The sequence below is a fragment of the Rhodococcus aetherivorans genome (assembly GCF_011058165.1).
Lineage (GTDB): Bacteria > Actinomycetota > Actinomycetes > Mycobacteriales > Mycobacteriaceae > Rhodococcus > Rhodococcus aetherivorans.
On record NZ_JAALEG010000029.1, the window covers coordinates 37,430 to 59,619 of the forward strand.

Sequence of the window (22,190 nt, forward strand, 5' to 3'; positions counted from 1 at the left end):
TCAGCCGTCCTCGTCGTCGCGGGGTTCCGGCTCGGGCTTCGTCCTGCCGGTGGGGTCGACGACGAGTTCGTAGCGGCGTCCGTATGTTTCGACCAACGCCTGCAGCACGGCGACGACGGGGACCGACACCAGCGCCCCGATCGCACCGAACAGCGACGCGCCGACGATCACCGAACCGAATGCGACGGCCGGGTGGATCGACACGGTCTTCGACGTGATCCGCGGGTGCAGCACGTAGTTCTCGACCTGCTGATAGGCAGTGCCGAACAACACCACCCACAGCCCGTCGATCGGCTGGTTGGCCGCGGCGATGATCGCCGGCAGCGCGATCGCGAGATACGTCCCGAGGGTGGGCACGAACTGCGACACGACCCCGGTCCACAGCGCGAGCGGCAGCCAGTACGGCACACCGATCGCCATCAGGAAGATGCCGGTGCCCACGGCGCTGACCGCACCCAGGATGAGCCGCGAGACGACGTATCCGCCGGCCTTCTCGACGGAGGTCTCCCACACCGTCGAGATCACCTGCTGCTGCCGGGCCGGGAACCAGCTCGAGATCGTGCGGCGCATCGCCGGTCCCTCGGCCGACATGTAGAACACGAACAGCAGCATCGTCATGGCCTGGAAGACCACTCCCACCACAGACGACACCACCCCCACGACCCCGGGGGTGAACCGCTGGACCAGTTCCCGGACGGTCTCCGGGGTCAGGCGGAGGAGCTCCGGACCGGTGGCGAAATTCGTGTCGAAGACGCGGTTGGCCCATTCGGTGACCGCGGTGAGGGCGTCCGGCAGGGCCTTCAACAGCTGGCCCAGCTGCTCGACGAGCAGGGTGCCGAACAGCGCGACGAACCCGATCGCGAAGGCCAGCAGAGAGAAGAGCACCAGGCCGGTGGCGGCGCCGCGCCGCATGCCGACGCGTTCGAGCCAGTCGACGACCGGCTCGAGGGTGATGCTCAGCAACCACGCCAGGAACAGCAGGCCCAGGAACCCGCGCAGGTTGTGGAACAGCCAACCCGAGAGCTGGTAGGCGGCGACGGCGAACAGCACGTACAAGATCGCCGGCCGCAGCCAGCGGGGAGCACGCCGGCCGGCGTTCTCACGCTGCGCCGGTCGCCCGCCCGGGTCGTCCTCGCTCATCGCACACTCCGCGGTCGCCCGACTGTTCCGTACACAGCGGGAATGTACTCGCCTGCCCGCCGTGGCTCGGAGCGAATGTATCGGTCGCTACCGCTGTCGAGATGAGCGATACATTCGCTCGGCCCACAGGGTTCGCACGGGACTACGAAACCGGCCCGGACTCGTGCGAGTCCGGGCCGGTGGTGGTAGCGGGGACAGGATTTGAACCTGCGACCTCTGGGTTATGAGCCCAGCGAGCTACCGAGCTGCTCCACCCCGCGTTGCATCGCCAACTATACACGAGGTCGGGGGTGCTCGCGTTCAGGGGCGTCCGGGCGCCCCAGGCTCTCCGCGTAGTAGCCGCGAATGTGCTCGACGATACGGGCGCGGGCCAGCTCGGGATCGCCCGCCCGAACGGCTTCGAGCAGCCCGCGGTGCTCGCAGCGCAGCCGGGTGCACGTCGTGGGCCAGGTGGTCAGAGGGGCGCCGGCGAGCACGTAGCTTTCGATCGAGTCGCGCAGGCCCGTCATCATCGCCGCGATCACCTGGTTTCCGGCCGCGTCCGCCATCGCGATGTGGAACCGGGCGTCGAGCACCAGGAATTCGTGTGCGGCGAGCGTCGCGTCGTCCATCGCGTCGAGCAGTTGCTCGGCGTGCGACAGGTCCGGGGTGGGGTCGCTCGCGGCCAGCGCGCGCATCACCTCGGTCTCGAGGACGAGACGGGTCTGCACCACGTCCGACACCGGGAAATTCTGCGCTGCCACCTGCAGGCGCATGAGCATGGACATGCCGCCGGTGGGCCGCGAGACGATCATCGCGCCCGCGGTGGGCCCGGAGCCGGTCTGCGCGGTGAGCAACCCGAGCGCTTCCATCACGCGCAGTGCCTCCCGCACCGACGAACGGCCCACCCCGAGCTCGGCGGCCAGGACGCGTTCCCCGGGCAACCGCTGGCCGGGGGCGAGGTGTCCCGAGACCAGTTGCTGCTCGAGGTGGTTCAACACGGTCTCCCATGCGCGGGGCTCGGACTGCGACATGGTGCGAGCCTATGCCGTTTGCCGGTCGCACCGAACGCGCGGATCCTGGGAGGCAGTGATCGTCGTGAGGAGCAGTCATGACCGAACCGATTCCTCCCGAGCTCGAACCGTTCGTCGCCGAGAAGGTGGTGCTGCTGCAGACCCGGAAACGGGACGGCAGCTGGGTCGACACCCCCGTCAACATCGCGGTGCGGGGCGGTCGCGCCTATTTCCGTACGCCCGGGCGGGCATCGAAGAACAAGCGGTTGAAGAACTTTCCCGAGGTACGCATCAGCCCGTGCACGTGGCGGGGGCGGGTCACCGGATCCGCGGTCGAGGCCACCGCCCGGCTGCTGTCGGGCGCCGAGTCGGTGGCCGCGGCACGCGCGATCGACCGCAAGTATCCGGTGCTGCAGCGCTACCTGGTGCGTGCCGCCCACAAGGTCATGCGCACGCCCACACTGCACTACGAGCTGACCGGGCTGCACCCGCCCCGGTAGTGCCGGCTCACGGCAGCATCCACGACAGCACCGGAGTCGACTGGAGATACACCAGCACACACAACAGCGCGAGCATCCCGACGCTGTAGCCGACGACCTTGCGCAGCAGCAGCGGCTCGCTGCCCGGCCGGGCGACTGCGGTCGCCGCGATGGTGAGGTTCTGCGGGCTGATCAGCTTGCCGACGACACCGCCGGAGGTGTTCGCCGCGACCAGCAGTGTCGGATCGATACCCGCGGCCTGGCCCGCTGTCTGCTGCAGCCGCGCGAACAGCGCGTTCGCCGAGGTGTCCGAGCCGGTGACGGCGGTACCCAGCCAGCCGAGGATCGGCGACAGCAACGCGAAGATCGCGCCGGTGCCGGCGAGCCACGTACCGATCGCGACGGTCTGCCCGGAGTGGTTCATCACGTACGCCAGTCCGAGCACCGTCGCCACTGTGGCGATGGAAAGCCGCATCTTCCACAGTGTTTCGCCGAAGGTGCGGAAGGTGAGCCGGACGGTCATCGGGAACCGCCCGTCGCCGCTGCGCACCGTGTACACGACGCCGACGATGATCCCCGAGAGCAGCAGGAGTGTGCCGGGATTCGACAGCCACGGCAGCGTGTAGATCGCCCCGGTCGACGGATCCCCGCTCGCGGTGAGCAGATTCCCGTACAGCCCGGGCCACTCGATCTTGATGTCGGTGCCCGACAGCCACTTCGGCACGTCGAGGCCGAGGGTCCACAGCTTGGCGATGCCGAACACCACGATGACGAGCAGGTACGGGAACAGGGCCATTGCCGTGCGCACGGCGCCGATCGGTTCGGCTGTGACGTGCGAATGCTGGTCCTCGGGCGTGGTGGGCCGCCAGAACCGCAGCATGAGGACGGCGGCGGCGAGCCCGACGAGGGACGCGACGACGTCGGTGAGTTCGTACGAGAAGTTGCTCGAGCACCAGTACTGGGCGACCGCGAAGGCGAAACCGGTGACCAGCGCGATCGGCCACACCTGCCGGACGCCGCGCCGGCCGTCGACCAGCAGCAGTAACAGCAACGGCACGAACCACGCCAGGACCGGCGTCTGTCGGCCGACGACGGCCGCGATCTCGGTCGACGGGATGCCGGTGAGGTTGCCGGCGGTGGTGATCGGAATTGCCATGGCGCCGAACGCAACCGGTGCGGTGTTCGCGACGAGCACGGTGACGGCGGCGCGGATCGGGGGCATTCCGATCGCGATGAGCATCGCGCCGGTGATGGCGACCGGTGCGCCGAATCCGGCGAGGGCCTCGAGCATGCCGCCGAAGCAGAATGCGATGAGCATCGCCTGGATGCGCATGTCGCCGTGACCGACCGAGTTGAACACGTGCCGCAAGTCCTCGAAACGTCCACTGACAACGGTGAGTTCGTAGAACCAGATTGCGGTCACCACGATCCACATGACCGGGAACAGGCCGAACGTGATGCCCTGCAGCGCGGACAGTCCGGCCAGCGGCGCCGGCATGCCGAAGCCGACGACGGCGACGACGAGCGCGACGGCGAGCGCGCCGAGCCCGGAGTACCAGGCCTTGAGCTTGAGGCCGGCGAGCAGCACGAAGAACGTCAGCAGGGGGACCAGGCCCAGCAGGGCCGTCGCGGTGAGGTTGCCGGCGACGGCGGTGGTCGACGGCGTGTACGTCACCGCCAGCAGTTCGGTTTCCACATGAAACTCCCGGTTTGCGCCGCGGACCGCGGCGGGTTCTGTGGTCAGACCACAGGACCGTACACCATGACCCCGGTCACAATCGAGTGCCGGAGGGATCCGGGGGAATTTCGGCCGAGGGGGTGACGCACCGCACCGACCATGCGTTACTGTGGTCTGACCACACAGACCCGATGCGGAGATCCACATGCGAATCGCCCTGTTCGCGACGTGCCTCGGGGACACGATGTTCCCCGGTGCCGTCTCGGCCACCGCCCTGCTCCTCACCCGGCTCGGCCACGACGTCGTCTTCCCCGAAGGCCAGACCTGCTGCGGCCAGATGCACGTCAACACCGGCTACCAACCCGACGCGCTGCCCCTCGTCGAGAACTACGCCGACACCTTCGGCGACACCCACATCGACGCGATCGTCGCGCCGTCCGGGTCCTGCGTCGGTTCCGTGCGGCACCAGCACGAGATCGTCGCCGCCCGCTACGGCTCGCCGGCGCTGTGCGGCCGCGTCGACACGGTGAAGGCGAAGACGTACGAGCTGTCCGAGTTCCTCGTCGACGTCCTCGGCGTCACCGACGTCGGCGCCTACTTCCCGCACCGGGTCACCTACCACCCCACCTGCCATTCGCTGCGCATGCTGCGCGTCGGCGACAGACCGCTGCAACTGCTGCGGGCGGTCCGCGAGATCGACCTCGTCGAACTGCCCGAGGCCGACTCCTGCTGCGGATTCGGCGGCACGTTCGCGATCAAGAACGCCGAGACCTCCACCGCGATGCTCGCGGACAAGCTGTGCAACATAGCCGCGACCGGCGCCGAATACTGCAGCGCCGGCGACTCGTCGTGCCTGATGCACATCGGCGGCGGGCTCTCGCGCCTGCGCACCGGGGCCCGCACCATCCACCTCGCGGAGATCCTCGCCTCCGTCGAACCGGCCGTCGCGCCGAAGGGAGTGCCCGCATGACCGTCCTCGGCATGCCCGCCGTCCCCCCGCGCGGCTCCGGCAATCTGCGCGGCACCGAGAAATTCCCCGCCGCAGCGCATCACGAACTCGCGAACACCCAGCTGCGCCGCAACATCGGCAAGGCCACCCACACCATCCGGGCCAAGCGGCTGAACGTGACCGACGAACTGCCCGACTGGCAGCAGCTCCGCGACGCCGGCGCCGCCGTCAAGCGCGACGTGCTCGGCCGGCTGCCGGAACTGCTCATCGAGCTCGAGGCGGCGGTCGTCGCCCGCGGTGGCGTCGTGCACTGGGCGGCCGACGCCACCGAGGCCAACGCCATCGTCACCGACCTGGTCCGCAAGACCGGCTCGGACGAGGTCATCAAGGTCAAGTCGATGGCCACGCAGGAAATCGGGCTCAACGAGCATCTCGAGGACCAGGGGATCACGGCCTACGAGACCGATCTCGCCGAACTCATCGTCCAGCTGGGTCACGACAAGCCGTCGCACATCCTCGTCCCCGCCATCCACCGCAACCGCGCCGAGATCCGCGAGATCTTCCTGCGCGAGATGCCCGATGTCGACCCCGATCTCGACGACAACCCGGCACATCTCGCGGCCGCGGCCCGCAAGTTCCTGCGCCGGAAGTTCATGACCGTGCCGGTCGCGGTGTCGGGCGCGAACTTCGGGATCGCCGAGACCGGCACGCTCGCCGTCGTCGAATCCGAGGGCAACGGTCGCATGTGCCTGACCCTGCCGCAGACCCTCATCACGGTGATGGGCATCGAGAAGCTGCTGCCCACCTTCCGGGACCTCGAGGTGTTCCTGCAACTGCTGCCGCGGTCGTCGACGGGGGAGCGGATGAACCCGTACACGTCGATGTGGACCGGCGTCACCCCCGGCGACGGACCGCAGGAGTTCCACCTCGTGCTGCTCGACAACGGCCGCACCGCCGCGCTCGCCGACGGGGTGGGACGCGAAGCGCTGCACTGCATCCGGTGCTCGGCCTGCCTGAACGTGTGCCCGGTGTACGAGCGCACCGGCGGGCACGCCTACGGCTCGACGTATCCCGGGCCGATCGGCGCCGTGCTCAGCCCGCAACTCGCCGGCATGGACACACCGGGTGACCCCAACGCGACCCTGCCGTTCGCGTCGAGCCTGTGCGGAGCATGTTTCGACGCGTGCCCGGTCAAGATCGACATCCCGTCGCTGCTGGTCGAACTGCGGCACCAGAAGGTCGAGCACGCGCCGTTCGGGGTCGAGGCCGCGGCGATGAAGGCGGCCTCGCTGGCGATGTCGTCGTCGCGCCGGTGGACGGCCGCGCAGAAGGCCGCCGGACTCGGCCGGCTCCTCGCCGGGAGGAAGGGGAAGATCACGACGCTGCCCGGGCCGCTGGGAGGCTGGACCGAGGCGCGTGATATTCCGGCACCACCGAAACAGACGTTCCGGCAATGGTGGAACTCGGACGAGGGGCGGGCCGCGCTGGCGCAGGCTCGCGAGAAGGGACGACAGCAGTGAGCACCCGGGATGTCATCCTCGGCCGGATCCGTGACGCCCTGACCCTGGCTCCGCCGGAGCCCGTGCAGGTTCCGCGCGACTATCGCACCGGACGCACCCTGCCCGACGCGCAGCGCCGGGAACTGCTCGTGGACCGGCTCGTCGACTACAAGGCACACGTCCACGAGTGCACGCCCGGCGACCTGCCCGACGTGCTCGCACGGGTCCTCGCGGAGAGGGGTGTGCGGCGCGTGGGGATTCCCGCCGGACTGGATCCCTCGTGGCTGGCGCGGTTCGACGGTGACGTGGTGGTGGACTCGGCCGAGATCCCCGCGCCGGACCTCGGCGCACTCGACGGCGTCGTTACCGCCTCCGCCGTCACGTGCGCCGAGACCGGCACGATCTTCCTCGACGGAAGCCCGGGCCAGGGGCGGCGTGCGCTGACCCTGGTGCCGGACCTGCACGTGTGCGTGGTGCCGCTCGCCGACGTCGAGGTCGGGGTCCCGGAGGCACTGGCCCGGCTGGTGCCGGAGCGGCCCACCACCATGATCAGCGGCCCGTCCGCAACCTCCGACATCGAACTCGAACGAGTCGAGGGTGTGCACGGTCCGCGGACCCTGGACGTGGTGATCGTTGGGTGAGCCTGCTGAGCGAGCACACCCGGCCGGCCCTCGGCTGGCGGTTCCGCGGTAGCTGCCGATCCGCCGGTGAATTCTACTTCTTCGCCCCGGACGACGAACCATCGCACGTCCGGCGCCGGCGCGAGGCCGCCGCGAAGCGGATCTGCGCGAGCTGCCCGGTGCTGACGGAGTGCCGAACCCACGCGATGCTCAGCAGGGAGCGGCACGGTGTGTGGGGAGGTCTGTCGGAGCGGGAACGCCGCACCCGGCGCTGACCGCGGACGCGCTCCCCGGTTCCGTGACCGGGGAGCGCGTACCACCTCTGTGTCACACCGCGGCCACCAGCGGGGCCACGACCCGCCGTCCGGTGGCGGTGCGGATCGCATCGGTCAGCACGGCCGGGTCCGCGGTGTCGACGACCGCGGCGATGTGCGCGTCGGGCCGGACAACCCACACCTCGTGCGCTGCCGCGGAAAGGCTTTCGGCGAGCGCGCCGGTCGCGTCGATGTCGTCGAGGGCGTGGATCCGAACCGGCGCGCTCGTGGCGTCCAGCGCGAGCGTGCGCAGCGTGGTCGCGTCGACGTCGCGGCCGTGCAGGAGCAGGATTCCCGCCCGGGCCAGCGCACGCAGGCGCGTGGCCCGACCGCACACCGCGACCGGCATGTCCGGCAGCAGAACGCCCGGAACAGGCTGTGGAGCAACACCCCTGGCGGGCCGACCAGCGAAGGGACGGGCCGGGTCCGCGGTGGTCAGTGGCGAGTCGGCATACCAGAACGGTTCCGCGAGGCGGCCCGAGTCGACCTGGGCGCGGGCGTCGGCGTCGTCGGCCGCCGCCTCGAGGATACGCAGGCGGTGTGCGCGCTGCTCGTCGGTCTGCGGCACCAGGAAATCCATTGTCGCGGAGGTGACCTCGATGTTCTCGCGCGCCGCGGCCCGCCGCTCCAGGTCGTAGGTGTCCAGGAGCGACTCGTCGGCCCAGCCGCGCAGCACGAACGCGAGCTTCCACGCGGCGTTCTCGGCGTCGCCGACCCCGGAGTTCAGGCCGCGCGCACCGAACGGCGACACGAGATGAGCGCAGTCGCCGGCGACGAGGACGCGGCCCACGCGCATCCGGTCGACGAGACGAGCATGGAAGCGGTACACGGACTTCCACACGATCTCGTAGGGCAGCTCGGCGCCGATGATCCGGCGGATCCGGCGGTCGAGGGCGCCGCTCTCCGTTTCGGCCTCGAGGTCGTAGTCGCCGGGGACCTGCCAGTCGATGCGGAACGTCGAATCCGGGCACGGGTGGATGAGCACCTGGCGTCCGGGATTCCACTCGGGATCGAAGTAGAACCTGCGCTCGTGTGCCCAGCCGGGGATGTCGGCCTTGATGTCGCAGATGAGGAACTTGTCGTCGAACGTGCGACCCGCGAAGTCCAGCCCGAGGTGCGTGCGGAACCCGTCGGCCCGCGCCCCCATCGTCGCGACCGCGTAGGCGACGGGCACGACGGCGGGACCGTCCGGGGTCGTGCACAGCACGCGTACGCCGGCGTCGTCCTGGTCGATACCGTCGACATGGTGACCCCACCGGACCTCGATGAGCGGTTCCTCGGCGATGCGCTCGTCGAGCAGCTGCTCCGTGCGGGCCTGGGAGATGTTGACGAACGGCGGGAACGCGGAGCGGCCGTTGTCGACGAACGGTTGGGTGAACAGCTTCTCGTCGCGGTAGAAGGTGCTCGCGGTGTCCCACGTGACGCCCTCCGCGGCGACCTGCTCGCCGACACCGACGGCGGCCCACACTTCGAGCACGTCGCGTTGCTGGCAGATCGCCTTCGAGCCGATCGGGTCGCGTTCGGGGCGAGCGTCCAGGACGATCACGCGAATGCCCCACCGGGCGAGCAGCAGGGCGGTGGTCTGCCCGACGGGTCCGTTCCCGAGCACCGCGACGGTGCCGTTGTGAATGTTCCGCACTGTCATCACATTTCCTTCTCGTACCGTGGTGGGGTCAGCTCTGGAGCTGGGCCCAGACCTCGTGGTCGCGCTCGGCGGTCCAGATCACGGGCCGTTCGATGCCGGACAGTTCGTCCCACACCCGGGAGACGTCGAACGGCAGGCAGTGCTCGAAGATCGGCCAGTGCCCATAGCGGTCGAACAGTGCCGCGTGCGTCGCCTCGAACGCCTCCTTCAATGTGCCGCCACGCCGCTGCACGGTCCCTACCTCGGTGAGCATCACGTTCAGGAAGTGCCGGGTCTGCTCGATGGCGGCGTCGACCTCCTCGCGGCCGCGGCTGACCGCGCCGCGCCCGCCGACGAGCGCCTCGGCGCCGAGCGCCTTGATCCGGTCGAGTGTGCCGGTGGACCAGTCGCGGTGGAACGCATCGCCCGTGTACAGCGCGGCCTGCGCCTCGACGAGATCGCCGGCGAACAGGATCTTCTGCTGCGGCAGCCACGCGACGATGTCGCCCTCGGTGTGGCCGCGGCCGAGGTGCTGGAGTACCAGGTTGCCGCGGTCGCCACCGAGGTCGATGGTGAGCCGGTCGCTGAACGTCAGTGTCGGCCAGGTCAGGCCGGGCACGGAGTCGGCACCCTTGGCCAGGCGCGGCATGCGGCCGAACTCGGACTCCCAGTCCTCCCGGCCGCGCTCGGCGATGAGGTTGTAGGTGTTCTCGTGCGCGACGATGGTGTCGGCGTCGAAGGCGGACGCTCCCAGCACCCGCACCGCGTGGTAGTGCGAGAGCACGAGGTAGCGCACGGGCTTGTCGGTATGCTCACGCAGCTTGGCCAGCCAGTCGCGCGCCGCGACCGGGGTGGCGAGCGCCTCGAAGCACACGAGGAAGTCCTCGCCCTCGACAGCCCCGAGGTTGGGATCGCCCTCGGCGGTCAGCGCGTACACCCCGTCGGCGAGAATCTCGAGGGTCTGCTCCTTCTCGCCCAGATCGGCGGAGGAAGCGAAGGACAGTGCGGTCATATGGAACCACCCCAGTTAGTAAAAGGTTTGAACGAATCTGTGACCAATGTAAGTGGCGTCACACCGGATGCGCAAGCCTTTGACCACTTCGGCACGGTGCATGCGGCGCCACCTCTACGCTGGCGGGGTGAGCGAGCCTGCGGACGACGTGGACAACCTGGACTTTCTGAGCTTTGTCGACTTCGCCGTGCGCAAGACGACGCGCGTCATGCCCGAGGTCGATCCCCAGTCGATGCGGCTCGTGCTCGAACTGACCCGGGTCGCGAGTGCACTCGTCTACGACCTCGAGTCCACCGTGCACCGCCCGCAGGGCTGGAGCTGGCCCGGCTTCCGGGTGCTGTTCATGCTGTGGTTGTCCGGGCCGAGCGATGCCAAGCGGGTCGCCCAGCTCTCCGGTATGAGCCGCGCCGCCGTGTCCGCGCTGGTCAACACGCTGGAACGGGACGGCCTCGTGACCCGGCGGCGCTCTGAGCGCGACCGGCGCGCGGTCGAGCTGAGTCTGACCCAGGCCGGCGTCGACGCGATCACCAGCACCTACGCGGCGCACAACAAGCGCGAACGGACCTGGACGAGCGTGCTGACCAAGCCCGAGCAGACCATCCTGATCGGCCTGCTGGAGAAGCTCGCCACCGCGGCCGACGACCTCGATATCCACACCCGCGACTGAGTCGCGGCGCCGGAGTACTTGCGCTTTGTGATGGCCCTCACTTACGGTAGGGCGTCCAATCAATCAAAGCATTGATTGATTGATCCCTTCACACCCCATTGAGGTGATCATGTCGCTCGACATCTCCACGGCCGCCGGCGGCGGCACGACCCGGCCGGACGACGCCGGTCTCGACGCCGTCCTCGCCCTTGCTCGGCAACGCCGACGCCTGTCGCTCGGCTCCGCAGCCGTCCTGCTCGCGGTGTTCATGGGCCACATCGTCCTGACAACCTCCACCACGGTCTTGTCCGGCCGCCTCGGCGGACTCGGCATCGCGTACTGGGTCGGGTTCGCCGTCTTCGCCGCGATCCTCGTCGTCGCGCAGATCTACACCCGCTGGGCGCGCCGCATGGATGCAGTCGTCGATGCGCACCTTGCCGCGCTGGAAGGGCGGTGACCGGCATGGGACTCAGCGTCGCGATCGTCGTCGCCATCATCGGTGTCACCCTCGGCATCACCTACCTGGCCGCCAAGCGCAACACCTCCACGGACTCGCACTACGTCGCCGAGGGGCAGGTCGGGCCCGTCGGCAACGGACTGGCCATCTCCGGCGACTACGTCTCGGCCGCTTCGTTTCTCGGAATCACCGGCATGATCGGGATCGCCGGGTTCAGTGGCTTCTACTACGCCACCGCGGTGCCTCTGGCGTACCTGCTGGTGCTGCTCATCATCGCCGAACCGCTGCGCAACCTCGGCCGCTTCACCCTCGCCGACGCCGTCGCCGCCCGGTTCGACGGCCGCGGACTGCGCGCCGCTCTCGCCGTCACCACGATCGTCATCTCCGCGATGTACATGGTGATCCAGTTCGTCGGCGCGGGACTGCTCGTGCAGGCCCTGCTGGGCATCAAGTTCTGGGTCGCCGTCATCGTCCTCGGGCTGCTCATGGTCGTCTACACCATGTTCGGCGGCATGCTCGCCACTACCTGGGTGCAGGTGCTCAAGACCGGGCTGCTGCTGACCGGCACCGCTCTCATCCTGTTCCTGGTGCTCGCGAAGTACGGGCCGAGCCCGCTGCACGTCGTCGAGCCGCTGCCGGACTCGGTCGCGTCGTCGCACCCGCAGAACACCACCAAGACCTTCGACATCATCTCCCAGCAGCTCGCCCTTGCCCTCGGCGTGATGGGTCTGCCGCACGTGATGGTCCGGTTCCTCACCGTCAAGGACGCCCGCGCCGCCCGCAAATCCGGTGTGGTCGCACTGTGGATCTTCAGCGCCTTCTACGTGGTGCTGCCGTTCGTCGGATACGGCGCGATCCGCGCCCTCGGATCCGACGCCATCGCCGCCGCGCATCCACAGGGTAACCTCGCCGTGGTTCAGCTCGCCGGCGCCCTCGGTGGTCCTGCCCTCGAGGCCGTGATCATCGGCATCACCCTCGCCACGATCCTCGCGGTCCTCGCCGGCGTCGCCATCGCCACCTCCGGAGCGTTCGCGCACGACCTCTACACTCACGTCGTCAAGGGCGGAAAGGCCACCGGTGAACAGCAATTGAAGGTGGCCCGGCTGTCACTGCTCGGCATCGCCGTCGTCGCCATGTTCCTCGCGCTCGGGGCCAAGGGCTTCAACCTCGGCTTCCTCGCCAACGTCGCGTTCGCCGTCGCCGCGAGCACCAGCCTGCCTGTGCTGCTGCTGAGCATCTACTGGCGCGGATTCAACCGCGTCGGCGCGACCTGGGCCCTGGTCGGCGGCCTCGCAGTGAGCCTCGGGTTGGTGGCGATCAGTCCCAACATCCTGGGACCCACCGGGCTGATCCACGGGATCGACCCGATCTTCCCGCTCACGATCCCGGCCCTGGTGTCCGTGCCGGCGGGATTCCTGCTGGCCTATGTGGGCTCGCTGGTCGGCCGCTCCCGGCCGGAGGCCGCCGGCACCGACTTCGCCGAGATCGAACGCCTCGCACTCATCGGCCGCTGACACGGCCGGTGTGTCCTTCGGGCTGCCAGGACAGCCCGAAGGACGCACCGCCGCGGCCACCACGGGTAGGGGAGCTACTGCCAGGGGATCCGGTAGGACTCCCATTCCTGCCCTTCCGCAGTCGAGGTACGCGGCGGTTCCGGGAACCACCGGAGCCGCGGATTCGTCTTGAGTTCGGCCACCTCCGGCGGAACCGGACGCGCCGTCACCTCGATCTCGGACCACCGGCACTGTCCGGCAGCGACTCTCGACGCATACAGCCGCAACTCGGGGGACGCTTCCGCGGTCGCTGCGAGTTGTTCCATCAACGCATCGTCGACCTCGATGCGTCGGTCCCGGTCGGCGCCGGCGAACCCTCGTGCGCGGATCACGGCGGCTTCGAAGTCGGTCACGGCCTGGTGGATTCGCCGCAGTGGACTGTCGAGGTGCGGCGGTACTTCCCTCATATCGCATCCGCCCACGGGTCCTCACCGACCGAATACGCGCTGGAGGGCTTGTTCACGGGGCCGCTCACGTCTGCGACGCCGGCGAGGTCGATGGCCACCTCCGCCCTGTGCTCGGTGCGCTCGTGCGCCTCGGTCAGCGGCGCCAGCTTCTGCTCGACCCGATCCTTCAGGACGTCCGCCGGCGACGACAGTGCGTCGAGGAATTCCTTCAATGCGTCGGCGAGCTCGCGGATCCGGTCCACTACATCGTCGACGAATTCCATCGTGTTCTGAACGATTTTGGTGATCGTGACGATCTGTGCGGCCGTACCGACGAACGGAGTCTTCTTCAGCAGGAACTTCAACTTCTGCAACGCGTCATCGAATGCCACTTCTTCTTCGAGCATCTCCTTCAGTGACCGAACCGCCGTGACGATCCCCTCCCGGATCTTCTCCGCAACCAGGTAGCACGTCTCCTTGATGACGCGTCCGACCGGTCCCTCCCATCGGAGGGCATCGACGATGCGGTCGGCGTAGTCCGTGAACGCCCGGGCGGCCTGCCCGCCCCAGTGGGGATCCAGGGTCCGGACGACGGCGGCGAGGTTCCCGCCGCTGGTCTCTACCGCCTCCCCGGCGATGCGATAGGCGTCGCCGAGGCGCTCGAGTTCGTTCCAGTTTCCGCCCAGCGGTTCGACGACCTGCGCGATCGGGCTCCACCCGGTCAGCATGTCGATCGCCTCGTCGACATCGCCGAGCCAACCGGCTGCATCCGCGACGACCTGGCGGACGTCCTCGGGGAGGGTTTCGGGGTGACCGAGTTCGATCCGGTCCGGACCGCCATACGGGAAGGTGCCGGGATACGGCCGCGCCGGACCGGGCGCCGGTGTGTCGGGATCGAATGCGTCGACCGACTTCGGGAAGAGCATGTTGGCATTGAGCCGTTCGTAATTCCGTGCCTCGGTGTCGTCGTACATCCACGCGCACCGGTTCAGTTCGATGCTGGTCTTCAGGCAGAGATCGGCAACCTGGAAGTATCGAGACTGTGCCGACGGGAGAACCGCCTCGAACCCGGCCCGGATCGTCTGCAACAGCACACCGTCGAAATTGCCGTTCGGCTCACCGTGGACGGCGAGATACCGGTTCGCCCGCACAACATCGTGTCCGATCTCCTGCACGGCGACGGCAGCGCCGGCTATCCGGCGTGTGGTGGCGGAGAATTCCTCGTGCGTCCCGGACATCACGATCTCCTCAGCGACGCGACGAGATCATCGATAGAGCTGTCGTCGAGCTGTCCGGCCACACCGCGATCCGCCCGGACGACGAAGACCGCGACCTCCGCTGTTGCAAGGCCGGTGGTGGCCACGACGTCCAACCGTGCTGCCGGCGGGTCACATTCGTCGGTGGGCGGGATGTCGGACACCAGAGCCGTGAGCCGGACTGCCGGGTTTCCGGCAATCTCGAAATGGACGGGGTCCGAATAGTTGATCGTCGGCAGTCGTCCGTCGTCGGAGTACATCCATTCGACCGCCCGGACTTCGTGAGCAGCGACGGTCAGGAGGTCGCCCGCTGGGCGCCCCGTGATCCCCACTGCGGCCAGCATCGACGTGTCGTCCGCCTCGCAGTACTCCTTCCCGAAAGCGGATGCCGAACCGATCACCATCGCTGCACCGTCCCGGCTTCTCCAGCCCATGACCGATTGGCCCTGCCCGAACCAGCCGGCTGGAGTGGTGTACGTGAGCCCGAACCGTGTCGGTACCGGTTGCGGTTGCCCTTCGGGAACCTCCGGCGGGAGCGGAGCGCGCTCCATCGACGGGAAACCCGGGGGGAGTTCGCGCGGTGGTGTTGCGGCAGTGGGCGACTCGGTGCGTGTCGTCGTGATCGGTGGTGGTGGCGCCCAGCCGGAATCCGGAAGGTCCGGCCTCAGCAGGCTCGCTGCTGCGGATATTCCACCGATGGCCAGCAAGCCCCCCACATACCACAACGCCACCTTGGCCAGCTGAAGGACAACGACGCCCCATTTCGACATTGTTCGATCCCCCCTATCGACGGCAGAACCATACCAGTTGATGTGTTCCGCATGGGGATTGAGCTTTTCTGGGCCCCGCAGATACCCGGATCGTCGTGTGTTCGTTCCCGGCTGTCGGGATGCAACCGTCGGCGACGTGCGCGGTCGTCCTGGCGACCGACGGGGTGCGGCAGCGGTTGACCGGCAGACGCGCGGGTGCGGTCGAGGGAGGTCATGCGCTGTCCGCGAGGCGGTTCGCCCTCGCCCTTACGTACTGTCGAGGCGCCACTGCGCGAGTTGGACAGCGTTCGAGATGCATTCGGTCAGCACGGCCAATCGTTCGGTGGGTCCGTGCGCCGTGAGTACCTGCAGCCGGTCGGCCTCACCCATAGGGACGAAGCGTGCCAGCGCGAACAGCCGGGCACCCGGCTCGTCGGGCAGTTCGGTGATGCTCGGGGGTTCGATCCGGCCGCCCGACAGGCGGTCGAGCAGACCGTACAGCCGGCCGAGCCCCACTCTCAGGCCGGAGAAGTCCACCGGACCGGACTCCATGTCCGGCCACGGCTCGACCTCCGCCCGCGGATACGGGTCGTCCGGTAGCCAGTCGATCACCCGGATGCGTTCCTCGCCGATGCATTCCAGGAAGTAGCGACCGTCGTCGAGTTCGGTGTCCATCACGATCCGCGCGACCGTGCCGACGTCGTGGCGGGTCTCGCCCCCACCCACCTCGTGGCCTCGCTCGATGAGCACCACGCCGAACCGCGGCCCGTCCGGATCTGCGAGGCAGTCCCGGACCAGCTCTCGATACCTCGGTTCGAACACGTGGAGTGGAAGGGCGTCGCCCGGAAGCAGCGCGGTTCCCAGCGGGAACATCGGGAGCACGGGCATCAGGGCAGCCGCAGCCGCGGTATCGGCGGCGCCGGGATCGGCTCGCCGCGCGCGATCTCCGTCAACAGGTGTTCCGCCCATGCCGCGAGGCCGTCTATGTCCAGCCCGTGCGGCGGCTCGTCCTCGTAATGGCGGATCCGAGCCTCCCCCTGCCGTAGCAGCGACGCGGCCCCGGCCGGATTGTCCCGCAGCAGATGCGTCAGCCCCACGGTGAGCTGCGCCAAGCCCTGCCACAGCGTCCGCTCGTCGGCCGGCGCCGACTTCCACGTGCCTTCCAGCACCTCGTGCGCATGGAACGGATACCCGTGGTCGAGCAGCCGCTGCGCCTCGGTGATCGCCTCGTCGGGCTCGAGCTGCAGGTCCTCCGGGACCCGTTCGACTCCCTCCTCGCCGTAGGGCAACGGGCGCCCCAGGGCGTCGCGCGGGCGGGCGTTCTGCGGTTTGCCGTCGACCGTTCGATCCCGTTCAGCCATGCACCCAGCGTAAACCGGCAGCGCCGACGCGACCCCGCTTCTCGCGCGCCTCGTCGACCGCGTAGGCCAGCTCGTCGCGCAGCAGCTCCGGGGTGGCCGGGCAGACGTGGGTGTGGTGGCCGGTCCGGAACAGGTACCGCCCGTCGCCTGCGACGTCGAACCAGCCGAGATCGGTGACCGGCGTGAAGTTCAGACCGTCCGGTGAGCACAGCACCCGCACGCTGCCCGTCCCGGACCGCGGATCGGTCAGCAGCCGCCGCAACCGGACGGCCGGGGGCGCCTGCGCGGTCCGGAGCACCTGCGTCGGGCGCGCGAACTCCGCCACTTCCGCGGTGGGTGCCGACAGCGCCGGCGCCGTACCCGGGGGCGCGCCGGGTAGGCAATGTACGACCGCCTCCGCCAGTGTGTGCGCCGCGGTCGCCGTCACGACGAGATCGCCGGCACGTCCCGGATCCTGCCGCGCCAGAACGGCGGAGTCGTGCCTGATGCATCCCCGCAGCCGCAACTCGGAGCCCTCCGAGAACTGCCCGTACACTTCGACGGCGACCTCCGCGTATCGCATCGTCGCTATCGCCGCGGTGAGCCGCTCGTCGGGATTCGTGCGCCGCCACCGGTGGGCCGCCTCGAGGTTCGCGGCGTGCTCGTCCTCCCACAGCGCGGTGGAGCGGTAGCGCAGAGGAAACGGAATCTCGTCGAGTCCCGTCGCGGTCCACAGGGCCAGGAACCGGTCGGGGGTGAGCCGCCACCTCATGCCGGATCGACCCCCAGCACCGGCGGCGCGGTGAGCGGGATCGGACCGACGAGCTCGTTCCCGTTGTCGGCGCCCACCAGATAACTGGGCACCGTGCGGGCGGCCTCGTCGTCGCGCGCAGGACGCGCCGGGGCGCCCAGCATGCCCGGGTACATGCCGCCCGGACGGGCCGACCCGGCGCGGGCGCCGGCGCCCGACGTCGCCGGGTTCGTCGTACCGTTCGCGACCGGTAGGCCACCCACGGGTCCGAGCCCGCCGGGACCGGCAGCGCCGGAGCCGCCGCTTCCACCGCCGGCGCCTCCGGACGTTGGACCACCGGGTCCGCCCGGAGGTCCACCCGAACCCGGGTACCGCTCCGGGCCCGACGTCGCGCCGGCCGTCGTCGTCGCGGCCGGGGTGGTGGCTGCAGGCTCGCCGGCGCCCGGCGCCGGGCCGCCCGGGTCTGCTTCCCCGTCTGTCGCGGAGGTGCCGCGGGACGGAGCGTCCGTGACCTGCCCGTCGTCGGCGCCGGCCACCGAGGCCGAGGGGCCGATGCCGCCGCCCCGGCCCTCCGCGCTGCCCGAGGGGTGGCGCGACAGGTCTGCCCCGACCGGACCGGATCCTGCCGTCGCCTCGTGCGGCGACGGCAGGACCGGAACCGCCGTGCCGGATTCACGGTAATGCGGGACGTAGAGCGATTCCATGACGCGTACCGCCTCGGCGTGCGCCGCCTCCGCCGCCCGCGCGAACTCGGCCGTGTCCTGGGGCACCACCACGCCCAACGGCATCGGAATCTGCGCCGGCGGTGGTGGCACGTTGTTCCGCACAGCCGAAGCGACCTCCGATGCCGCAGCGAGTTTGGTCGACACCGCAAGCAGCGCGGTCACGAGTTGTTCGGTCGACCTCGCGAAGGAGCGGGTCGCCGCCACGGCGCGGCGCGCCGCGTCACCATCCCACCCCTCGGCAATCTTGTTGCAGATCATCTGGGTTCCGAAGATGAAACCGACGCTCATGTCGGTCGCGATCTTGCGCCAGCTCTCCGCCAGGCTTCGCATCGCGCCCGGGTCCATTCTCTGGACGTCTCGATAGATGGCGTCGTGCTCCATGCTGTGGAAGTTCTCGAATGCGGTGGCGTAGTCGGGATCGAAGCTGCCTTCGAGCCGTGCCACCAGTCTGGTGTGCCAGTCCGCCAGCGCGCCGACCCGCTCCGGTACCCGATGCTCGAGCAGCGGTTCGAGCATCGCTGCGACGGGATTCTCGTTCTCCGGCACCCTATTCGGTGCTTTCGCTCACGGTCGCGACGTGCTGCGCCGTGCGTCTTCCGGTGCCGTGCGAAACATCAAGTGACGTGTCCATGGAGTCCCCCCGATTCCGTGGTAGTGCGCAGCATCGTAGCGGACCGTGCGGTCTCGTGGCGAGTCGTGCCGAGGAACGAACGGCATCAGCCATCCGCGACTTTTCCAGTCATGCGCTCCCCCAATTGTGGTCGCGGACGACTGGCGCCCGCGCGGATACAGCACGACTCGTGGAATTCTCCGGGTTTCGGAGTGACGCGCAGTGGCGGCGGTTCACGCGGAGTCGGTGGTGCCGAGTTGCCGGGCCCAGTCGTAGTCGGCGTCGAGGAAGCCCTGTCCACCGGCGGCGAACGTGTCGCGCATGCGGGAGAGGGCCTCGTGGAATTGGGTGAGCCGCTCGTAGGCGGACGTGGGGGTGCCTCTGGCCTTGGTGAGGAAACCTTGCCGAAGCTGTTCCGCGGACTCGAATCCACCGAAGCTTCCGACCGCGGTCAACTCGTCGGTTCGGTCTATCGCATGGCGGAGATTGGCGAGCATGGTCTCGCAGATGGCGACGATCTCTTCGATCGTTTGTGGGTCGAGTCGTAGCGGTTTGCTCACGTCGGTCCTTCAGTTGGCGAGTTGAGCGGCGATGCGTGACGTCGTGTCTTCAATTCCGGCGCATAGCTCGTCTTGCGGCACTTCGGCGGACTGGTCGGGGTGATAGACACGGGAAACGATGAGGACACCGAAGGAGGTCTCGACGTTGACCGCGCACGACCATGACCGGCCCGGGTCTCGTTCGAGCAATGCACGCCGACCGTTGATCTCGATGGGAGTGGAGTACTCGGCGACCTTCACCTGCACCTCGGCGAAAGTGATGTTGCCGGACATGACGTTGAGTCCGTACCGGCGCAGAACGCCGGGGATATGCAGGGTGCCCTCGTAGCGGCAGGTGAGGAAGGTGTAGTGCGTCGCGGCGAAGTCGCTGATCTCCTCCGACCTCGGGTCGTAGCCTGCCTCGACGAGCACTCGGTCGGGGATGTCGAGGCAGGGGTCGAACGTGACTGGGGGGCGGTCGGATTCGTCGACGATGCGGGGTGTGCGTGTCGTCGTGGTGGTGGCGGGTGGTTCCGTGGGTGCCGCGGGCGTGACGGCGGTGCACGCGCTGACCGCCGCCGCGACGAGGGCGACGATCCATCCGCGAGTGCGCAGGTGTCGTCGTCGCTCTCGTTCGCTCGCTTCCCGGTCGCACGCGACGTCGATTGCGGGCGCGGACGACCGACGGCCGCGCGAACATTGCCCCCCACCCATGGACCCCCCGATCCGTCGTGTGGGGACAGATGCTAGCGGACGGCGCCCACGAGCCGGAGGGCGAGATCGGAGTAGAGGTGCGCGAGGGCGTGGGGCTCGTGGTAGCGGCCGGAGGGGTACCAGCGGCAGATGTCGACGCACAGCGACATCAGGGCAAGGGTGACGCCCTCGGTGTCGGGGACGGTGAACTCACCCGAGGCGACGCCGGCGTCGACGATGGTGCGGACGACCTGGGTGGTGCGCCGCCGCAGGCCGGTGATGACGCGGTAGTGCTCGGGCGTCAGGGCGGTGAGCTCGTACTGGACGACGCGGGCGCGGCGATGGTGCTCGGCCTGCCACTCGGCGAACCGGCCGATGACGTTGGCCAGCCGAGTGGTGGCGTCCTCGCCGGGGAGGTCGGCGTCGCGCACGACCTCGAGGGCCAGGTCGTGGCCCTCGTAGCTGATCGCGTAGAGCAGCTCTTCCTTGGACTTGTAGTGGGGATACATCGCGGCCGGGCTCATGTCGAGGCGGGCGGCGATCAGCCTGGTGGTGGTGCCGCCGTAGCCGTTCTCGGCGAACACCTCGACGGCCGCCTCGCGTAGGCGGGCCGCGGCCTTCGATCCGCTGATCACCGCGTCCCTCGATGTGCTCACGTCCTGCTCCCGTTCCTGCTACGGCCCTGGTTGACAAGATAGCGGCCGCGGTTCACTATAAGCGCACGCTTAGAAAATAAGCAGATGCTTACAGATTTGAGGAGCGGTTGATGCAACGCACCCTGTACGGCCCCGATCACGAGGCGTTCCGCGAGTCGGCGCGCGAGTTCGTGAACCGGTTCGTCATGCCCCGTGCGGAGGAGCTCATCGAACGTCACGAGATTCCCCGTGACATCTGGATCGAGGCCGGTAAGGCCGGCTTCCTGGGACTCGAGATCCCGGAGCGCTTCGGTGGCATGGAGGCGAACGACTACCGCTTCAACGCCATCCTCGGCGAGGAGTTCGCCCGCGCGAACATGGCGCTGTCGTCGTCGATGGGCATCCACTCGGACATCACCGTTCCCTACATCGTCCACCTGGGCAACGAGGAGCAGCGTGAGCGCTGGCTGCCGCGCTGCGCCACCGGTGAGCTCATCTGCGCCATCGGTATGACCGAGCCTTCCGGCGGTTCCGACCTCGCCAACCTGAAGACCACCGCCGTGCGCGACGGTGACGACTGGATCCTCAACGGCGCCAAGACCTTCATCACCAACGGTTACAACTGCGACCTCGTCGTCGTCGCGGCCCGCACCGACCCGTCGAAGGGCGCGAAGGGCATCTCCCTGTTCGCCGTCGAGCGCGGCATGGAGGGCTTCGAGAACGGTCGCAAGCTCGACAAGGTCGGCCAGCCCGAGGCCGACACCGCAGAGTTGTTCTTCAAGGACGTCCGCGTCCCGCACGCCAACCTCATCGGCGAGGAGGGCATGGGCTTCATCTCGATGATGAAGATGCTGCCGCAGGAGCGGCTCGGGTCCGCGGTCAACAACGTGCACCACGCCAAGCACATCCTGCTCGAGACCATCGAGTACGCGAAGGAGCGCAAGGCGTTCGGCCAGGCCATCGGCGCCATGCAGTACAACAAGTTCCTGCTCGCCGAGCTGATCACCAAGATCGAGGTGGCCGAGGCCTACGTCGATCAGGCCGTCGAGGCCCACGCCGACGGCAAGCTCACCGCCGTGGACGCGGCCAAGGCCAAGTGGTGGACCGCGCAGACGCAGTCCGAGGTCCTGGACGCGTGCGTGCAGATCCACGGTGGCTACGGCTTCATGAACGAGTACCGTGTGGCTCGTGCATGGAAGGACGCCCGCGTCACCAAGATCTGGGCCGGCACCAACGAGATCATGAAGGAACTCATCGGCCGCGATCTGGGCCTGTAGAGACTCGAAGCGTCAACACAAAACAAGGAGCACGTGATGCCCGAAGCTGTGATTGTGTCCGCCGCCCGTTCTCCCATCGGGCGGGCGATGAAGGGGTCGCTCAGGACGGTGCGTCCGGACGACCTGGCCACCCAGATGGTCGCGGCCGCCCTGGCGAAGGTGCCGGAGCTGGACCCGGCCCAGATCGACGACCTGATGCTCGGCTGCGGCCAGCCCGCCGGCCAGTCCGGGTTCAACATCGCCCGCGTCGTCGCCGTGCAGCTGGG

The 22,190-nt window shown here is 68.8% G+C and carries 25 protein-coding genes and 1 tRNA gene; 10 read left to right on the top strand and 16 right to left on the bottom strand.

The features are described 5' to 3' along the window. The 3 genes from G6039_RS13785 to G6039_RS13795 all read right to left on the bottom strand — a co-directional run bounded on the left by G6039_RS13785 (position 1) and on the right by G6039_RS13795 (position 2,153). On the bottom strand, positions 1 to 1,140 hold the full coding sequence (locus G6039_RS13785; protein WP_029546477.1) for an AI-2E family transporter: 1,140 nt from the start codon (positions 1,138 to 1,140) through the stop codon (positions 1 to 3). Between the two features lie 183 nt (positions 1,141 to 1,323). Continuing rightward, a tRNA-Met gene (locus tag G6039_RS13790) sits at positions 1,324 to 1,400 on the bottom strand. 12 nt (positions 1,401 to 1,412) lie between these two features. Further along, complete coding sequence (locus tag G6039_RS13795) at positions 1,413 to 2,153, bottom strand: FadR/GntR family transcriptional regulator (RefSeq protein ID WP_029546476.1); 741 nt, start codon at positions 2,151 to 2,153, stop codon at positions 1,413 to 1,415. Positions 2,154 to 2,230: 77 nt separating this feature from the next. Here G6039_RS13795 and G6039_RS13800 point away from each other — a divergent pair, with 77 nt between their 5' ends. Next, on the top strand, positions 2,231 to 2,632 hold the full coding sequence (locus G6039_RS13800; protein ID WP_043802425.1) for a PPOX class F420-dependent oxidoreductase: 402 nt from the start codon (positions 2,231 to 2,233) through the stop codon (positions 2,630 to 2,632). A gap of 7 nt (positions 2,633 to 2,639) precedes the next feature. Here G6039_RS13800 and G6039_RS13805 read toward each other — a convergent pair whose 3' ends face one another. Further along, a complete protein-coding gene (locus G6039_RS13805) occupies positions 2,640 to 4,307 on the bottom strand; it encodes an L-lactate permease (RefSeq protein WP_006940638.1) in 1,668 nt (555 codons plus the stop codon). A 187-nt stretch (positions 4,308 to 4,494) separates the two neighbouring features. Between G6039_RS13805 and G6039_RS13810 the strand changes: the two genes are divergently transcribed. From G6039_RS13810 to G6039_RS13825, 4 genes are read left to right on the top strand one after another with little or no spacing between them, the layout of a single operon-like run. Further along, a complete protein-coding gene (locus G6039_RS13810) occupies positions 4,495 to 5,259 on the top strand; it encodes a (Fe-S)-binding protein (RefSeq protein WP_006940640.1) in 765 nt (254 codons plus the stop codon). Further along, positions 5,256 to 6,758, top strand: a complete 1,503-nt coding sequence (locus G6039_RS13815; protein ID WP_006940641.1) for a LutB/LldF family L-lactate oxidation iron-sulfur protein — start codon at positions 5,256 to 5,258, stop codon at positions 6,756 to 6,758. Before G6039_RS13810 ends, G6039_RS13815 begins: the two co-directional genes overlap by 4 nt. Then, positions 6,755 to 7,378 (top strand): LutC/YkgG family protein, encoded by a 624-nt coding sequence (locus tag G6039_RS13820; RefSeq protein ID WP_006940643.1) that lies wholly within the window; start codon positions 6,755 to 6,757, stop codon positions 7,376 to 7,378. The genes G6039_RS13815 and G6039_RS13820 overlap by 4 nt, the downstream gene beginning before the upstream one ends. Continuing rightward, a complete protein-coding gene (locus G6039_RS13825) occupies positions 7,375 to 7,632 on the top strand; it encodes a WhiB family transcriptional regulator (RefSeq protein WP_152103802.1) in 258 nt (85 codons plus the stop codon). The genes G6039_RS13820 and G6039_RS13825 overlap by 4 nt, the downstream gene beginning before the upstream one ends. A 52-nt stretch (positions 7,633 to 7,684) precedes the next feature. Here G6039_RS13825 and G6039_RS13830 read toward each other — a convergent pair whose 3' ends face one another. Together G6039_RS13830 and G6039_RS13835 are read right to left on the bottom strand one after the other, a co-directional pair. Further along, positions 7,685 to 9,316 (bottom strand): FAD-dependent monooxygenase, encoded by a 1,632-nt coding sequence (locus G6039_RS13830; RefSeq protein ID WP_043802422.1) that lies wholly within the window; start codon positions 9,314 to 9,316, stop codon positions 7,685 to 7,687. Positions 9,317 to 9,344: 28 nt separating this feature from the next. Further along, a complete protein-coding gene (locus tag G6039_RS13835) occupies positions 9,345 to 10,307 on the bottom strand; it encodes an MBL fold metallo-hydrolase (protein WP_029546472.1) in 963 nt (320 codons plus the stop codon). Between the two features lie 100 nt (positions 10,308 to 10,407). On the opposite strand from G6039_RS13835, the gene G6039_RS13840 reads away from it, so the two are divergent. The 3 genes from G6039_RS13840 to G6039_RS13850 all read left to right on the top strand — a co-directional run bounded on the left by G6039_RS13840 (position 10,408) and on the right by G6039_RS13850 (position 12,924). After that, positions 10,408 to 10,974, top strand: coding sequence for a MarR family winged helix-turn-helix transcriptional regulator (locus G6039_RS13840; RefSeq protein ID WP_043802419.1), 567 nt, complete (start codon positions 10,408 to 10,410; stop codon positions 10,972 to 10,974). A gap of 109 nt (positions 10,975 to 11,083) precedes the next feature. Continuing rightward, on the top strand, positions 11,084 to 11,410 hold the full coding sequence (locus tag G6039_RS13845; RefSeq protein WP_043802506.1) for a DUF485 domain-containing protein: 327 nt from the start codon (positions 11,084 to 11,086) through the stop codon (positions 11,408 to 11,410). A gap of 5 nt (positions 11,411 to 11,415) precedes the next feature. After that, positions 11,416 to 12,924: a solute symporter family protein gene (locus tag G6039_RS13850; protein ID WP_029546469.1), complete on the top strand. Its 1,509-nt coding sequence runs from the start codon at positions 11,416 to 11,418 to the stop codon at positions 12,922 to 12,924. 74 nt (positions 12,925 to 12,998) lie between these two features. On the opposite strand, the gene G6039_RS13855 is transcribed toward G6039_RS13850, so the two are convergent. The 10 genes from G6039_RS13855 to G6039_RS13900 form a co-directional block, all read right to left on the bottom strand. Beyond that, a complete protein-coding gene (locus G6039_RS13855; RefSeq protein WP_232334139.1) occupies positions 12,999 to 13,316 on the bottom strand; it encodes a hypothetical protein in 318 nt (105 codons plus the stop codon). A gap of 50 nt (positions 13,317 to 13,366) precedes the next feature. Beyond that, positions 13,367 to 14,587, bottom strand: coding sequence for a WXG100 family type VII secretion target (locus G6039_RS13860; protein WP_043802417.1), 1,221 nt, complete (start codon positions 14,585 to 14,587; stop codon positions 13,367 to 13,369). Beyond that, positions 14,587 to 15,375 (bottom strand): DUF8017 domain-containing protein, encoded by a 789-nt coding sequence (locus G6039_RS30595; RefSeq protein ID WP_235194116.1) that lies wholly within the window; start codon positions 15,373 to 15,375, stop codon positions 14,587 to 14,589. The genes G6039_RS13860 and G6039_RS30595 overlap by 1 nt, the downstream gene beginning before the upstream one ends. Positions 15,376 to 15,621: 246 nt before the next feature. Beyond that, positions 15,622 to 16,242: an LON peptidase substrate-binding domain-containing protein gene (locus G6039_RS13870; protein ID WP_043802413.1), complete on the bottom strand. Its 621-nt coding sequence runs from the start codon at positions 16,240 to 16,242 to the stop codon at positions 15,622 to 15,624. After that, a complete protein-coding gene (locus G6039_RS13875; RefSeq protein ID WP_006940659.1) occupies positions 16,242 to 16,715 on the bottom strand; it encodes a DUF309 domain-containing protein in 474 nt (157 codons plus the stop codon). The genes G6039_RS13870 and G6039_RS13875 overlap by 1 nt, the downstream gene beginning before the upstream one ends. Beyond that, positions 16,708 to 17,466 (bottom strand): ESX secretion-associated protein EspG, encoded by a 759-nt coding sequence (locus G6039_RS13880; protein WP_006940660.1) that lies wholly within the window; start codon positions 17,464 to 17,466, stop codon positions 16,708 to 16,710. Before G6039_RS13880 ends, G6039_RS13875 begins: the two co-directional genes overlap by 8 nt. Further along, complete coding sequence (locus G6039_RS13885; protein WP_080688642.1) at positions 17,463 to 18,716, bottom strand: hypothetical protein; 1,254 nt, start codon at positions 18,714 to 18,716, stop codon at positions 17,463 to 17,465. The genes G6039_RS13880 and G6039_RS13885 overlap by 4 nt, the downstream gene beginning before the upstream one ends. A 297-nt stretch (positions 18,717 to 19,013) precedes the next feature. After that, entirely contained in the window at positions 19,014 to 19,340 is a 327-nt protein-coding gene (locus G6039_RS13890; protein WP_043802411.1) for a hypothetical protein, read from the bottom strand. 9 nt (positions 19,341 to 19,349) lie between these two features. After that, on the bottom strand, positions 19,350 to 20,033 hold the full coding sequence (locus G6039_RS13895) for a DUF3558 domain-containing protein (protein ID WP_080688641.1): 684 nt from the start codon (positions 20,031 to 20,033) through the stop codon (positions 19,350 to 19,352). A gap of 32 nt (positions 20,034 to 20,065) precedes the next feature. Then, positions 20,066 to 20,668: a TetR/AcrR family transcriptional regulator gene (locus G6039_RS13900; RefSeq protein ID WP_029546461.1), complete on the bottom strand. Its 603-nt coding sequence runs from the start codon at positions 20,666 to 20,668 to the stop codon at positions 20,066 to 20,068. Positions 20,669 to 20,778: 110 nt separating this feature from the next. On the opposite strand from G6039_RS13900, the gene G6039_RS13905 reads away from it, so the two are divergent. Together G6039_RS13905 and G6039_RS13910 are read left to right on the top strand one after the other, a co-directional pair. Next, positions 20,779 to 21,924, top strand: a complete 1,146-nt coding sequence (locus G6039_RS13905) for an acyl-CoA dehydrogenase family protein (protein ID WP_006940667.1) — start codon at positions 20,779 to 20,781, stop codon at positions 21,922 to 21,924. Between the two features lie 36 nt (positions 21,925 to 21,960). Beyond that, positions 21,961 to 22,190, top strand: a 230-nt coding sequence (locus G6039_RS13910) for a thiolase family protein (RefSeq protein WP_478384683.1), incomplete at its 3' end; no start/stop codon positions are given.

Bases quoted from the DNA above. Each gene is read 5' to 3' on its own strand.
- G6039_RS13870 (WP_043802413.1), bottom strand. From the start codon at position 16,242: ATGCCCGTGCTCCCGATGTTCCCGCTGGGAACCGCGCTGCTTCCGGGC.
- G6039_RS13860 (WP_043802417.1), bottom strand. From the start codon at position 14,587: ATGTCCGGGACGCACGAGGAATTCTCCGCCACCACACGCCGGATAGCC.
- G6039_RS13875 (WP_006940659.1), bottom strand. From the start codon at position 16,715: ATGGCTGAACGGGATCGAACGGTCGACGGCAAACCGCAGAACGCCCGC.
- G6039_RS13845 (WP_043802506.1), top strand. From the start codon at position 11,084: ATGTCGCTCGACATCTCCACGGCCGCCGGCGGCGGCACGACCCGGCCG.
- G6039_RS13830 (WP_043802422.1), bottom strand. From the start codon at position 9,316: ATGACAGTGCGGAACATTCACAACGGCACCGTCGCGGTGCTCGGGAAC.
- G6039_RS13880 (WP_006940660.1), bottom strand. From the start codon at position 17,466: ATGAGGTGGCGGCTCACCCCCGACCGGTTCCTGGCCCTGTGGACCGCG.
- G6039_RS13815 (WP_006940641.1), top strand. From the start codon at position 5,256: ATGACCGTCCTCGGCATGCCCGCCGTCCCCCCGCGCGGCTCCGGCAAT.
- G6039_RS13835 (WP_029546472.1), bottom strand. From the start codon at position 10,307: ATGACCGCACTGTCCTTCGCTTCCTCCGCCGATCTGGGCGAGAAGGAG.
- G6039_RS13850 (WP_029546469.1), top strand. From the start codon at position 11,416: ATGGGACTCAGCGTCGCGATCGTCGTCGCCATCATCGGTGTCACCCTC.
- G6039_RS30595 (WP_235194116.1), bottom strand. From the start codon at position 15,375: ATGTCGAAATGGGGCGTCGTTGTCCTTCAGCTGGCCAAGGTGGCGTTG.
- G6039_RS13785 (WP_029546477.1), bottom strand. From the start codon at position 1,140: ATGAGCGAGGACGACCCGGGCGGGCGACCGGCGCAGCGTGAGAACGCC.
- G6039_RS13895 (WP_080688641.1), bottom strand. From the start codon at position 20,033: ATGGGTGGGGGGCAATGTTCGCGCGGCCGTCGGTCGTCCGCGCCCGCA.
- G6039_RS13905 (WP_006940667.1), top strand. From the start codon at position 20,779: ATGCAACGCACCCTGTACGGCCCCGATCACGAGGCGTTCCGCGAGTCG.
- G6039_RS13810 (WP_006940640.1), top strand. From the start codon at position 4,495: ATGCGAATCGCCCTGTTCGCGACGTGCCTCGGGGACACGATGTTCCCC.
- G6039_RS13840 (WP_043802419.1), top strand. From the start codon at position 10,408: ATGCGGCGCCACCTCTACGCTGGCGGGGTGAGCGAGCCTGCGGACGAC.
- G6039_RS13795 (WP_029546476.1), bottom strand. From the start codon at position 2,153: ATGTCGCAGTCCGAGCCCCGCGCATGGGAGACCGTGTTGAACCACCTC.
- G6039_RS13800 (WP_043802425.1), top strand. From the start codon at position 2,231: ATGACCGAACCGATTCCTCCCGAGCTCGAACCGTTCGTCGCCGAGAAG.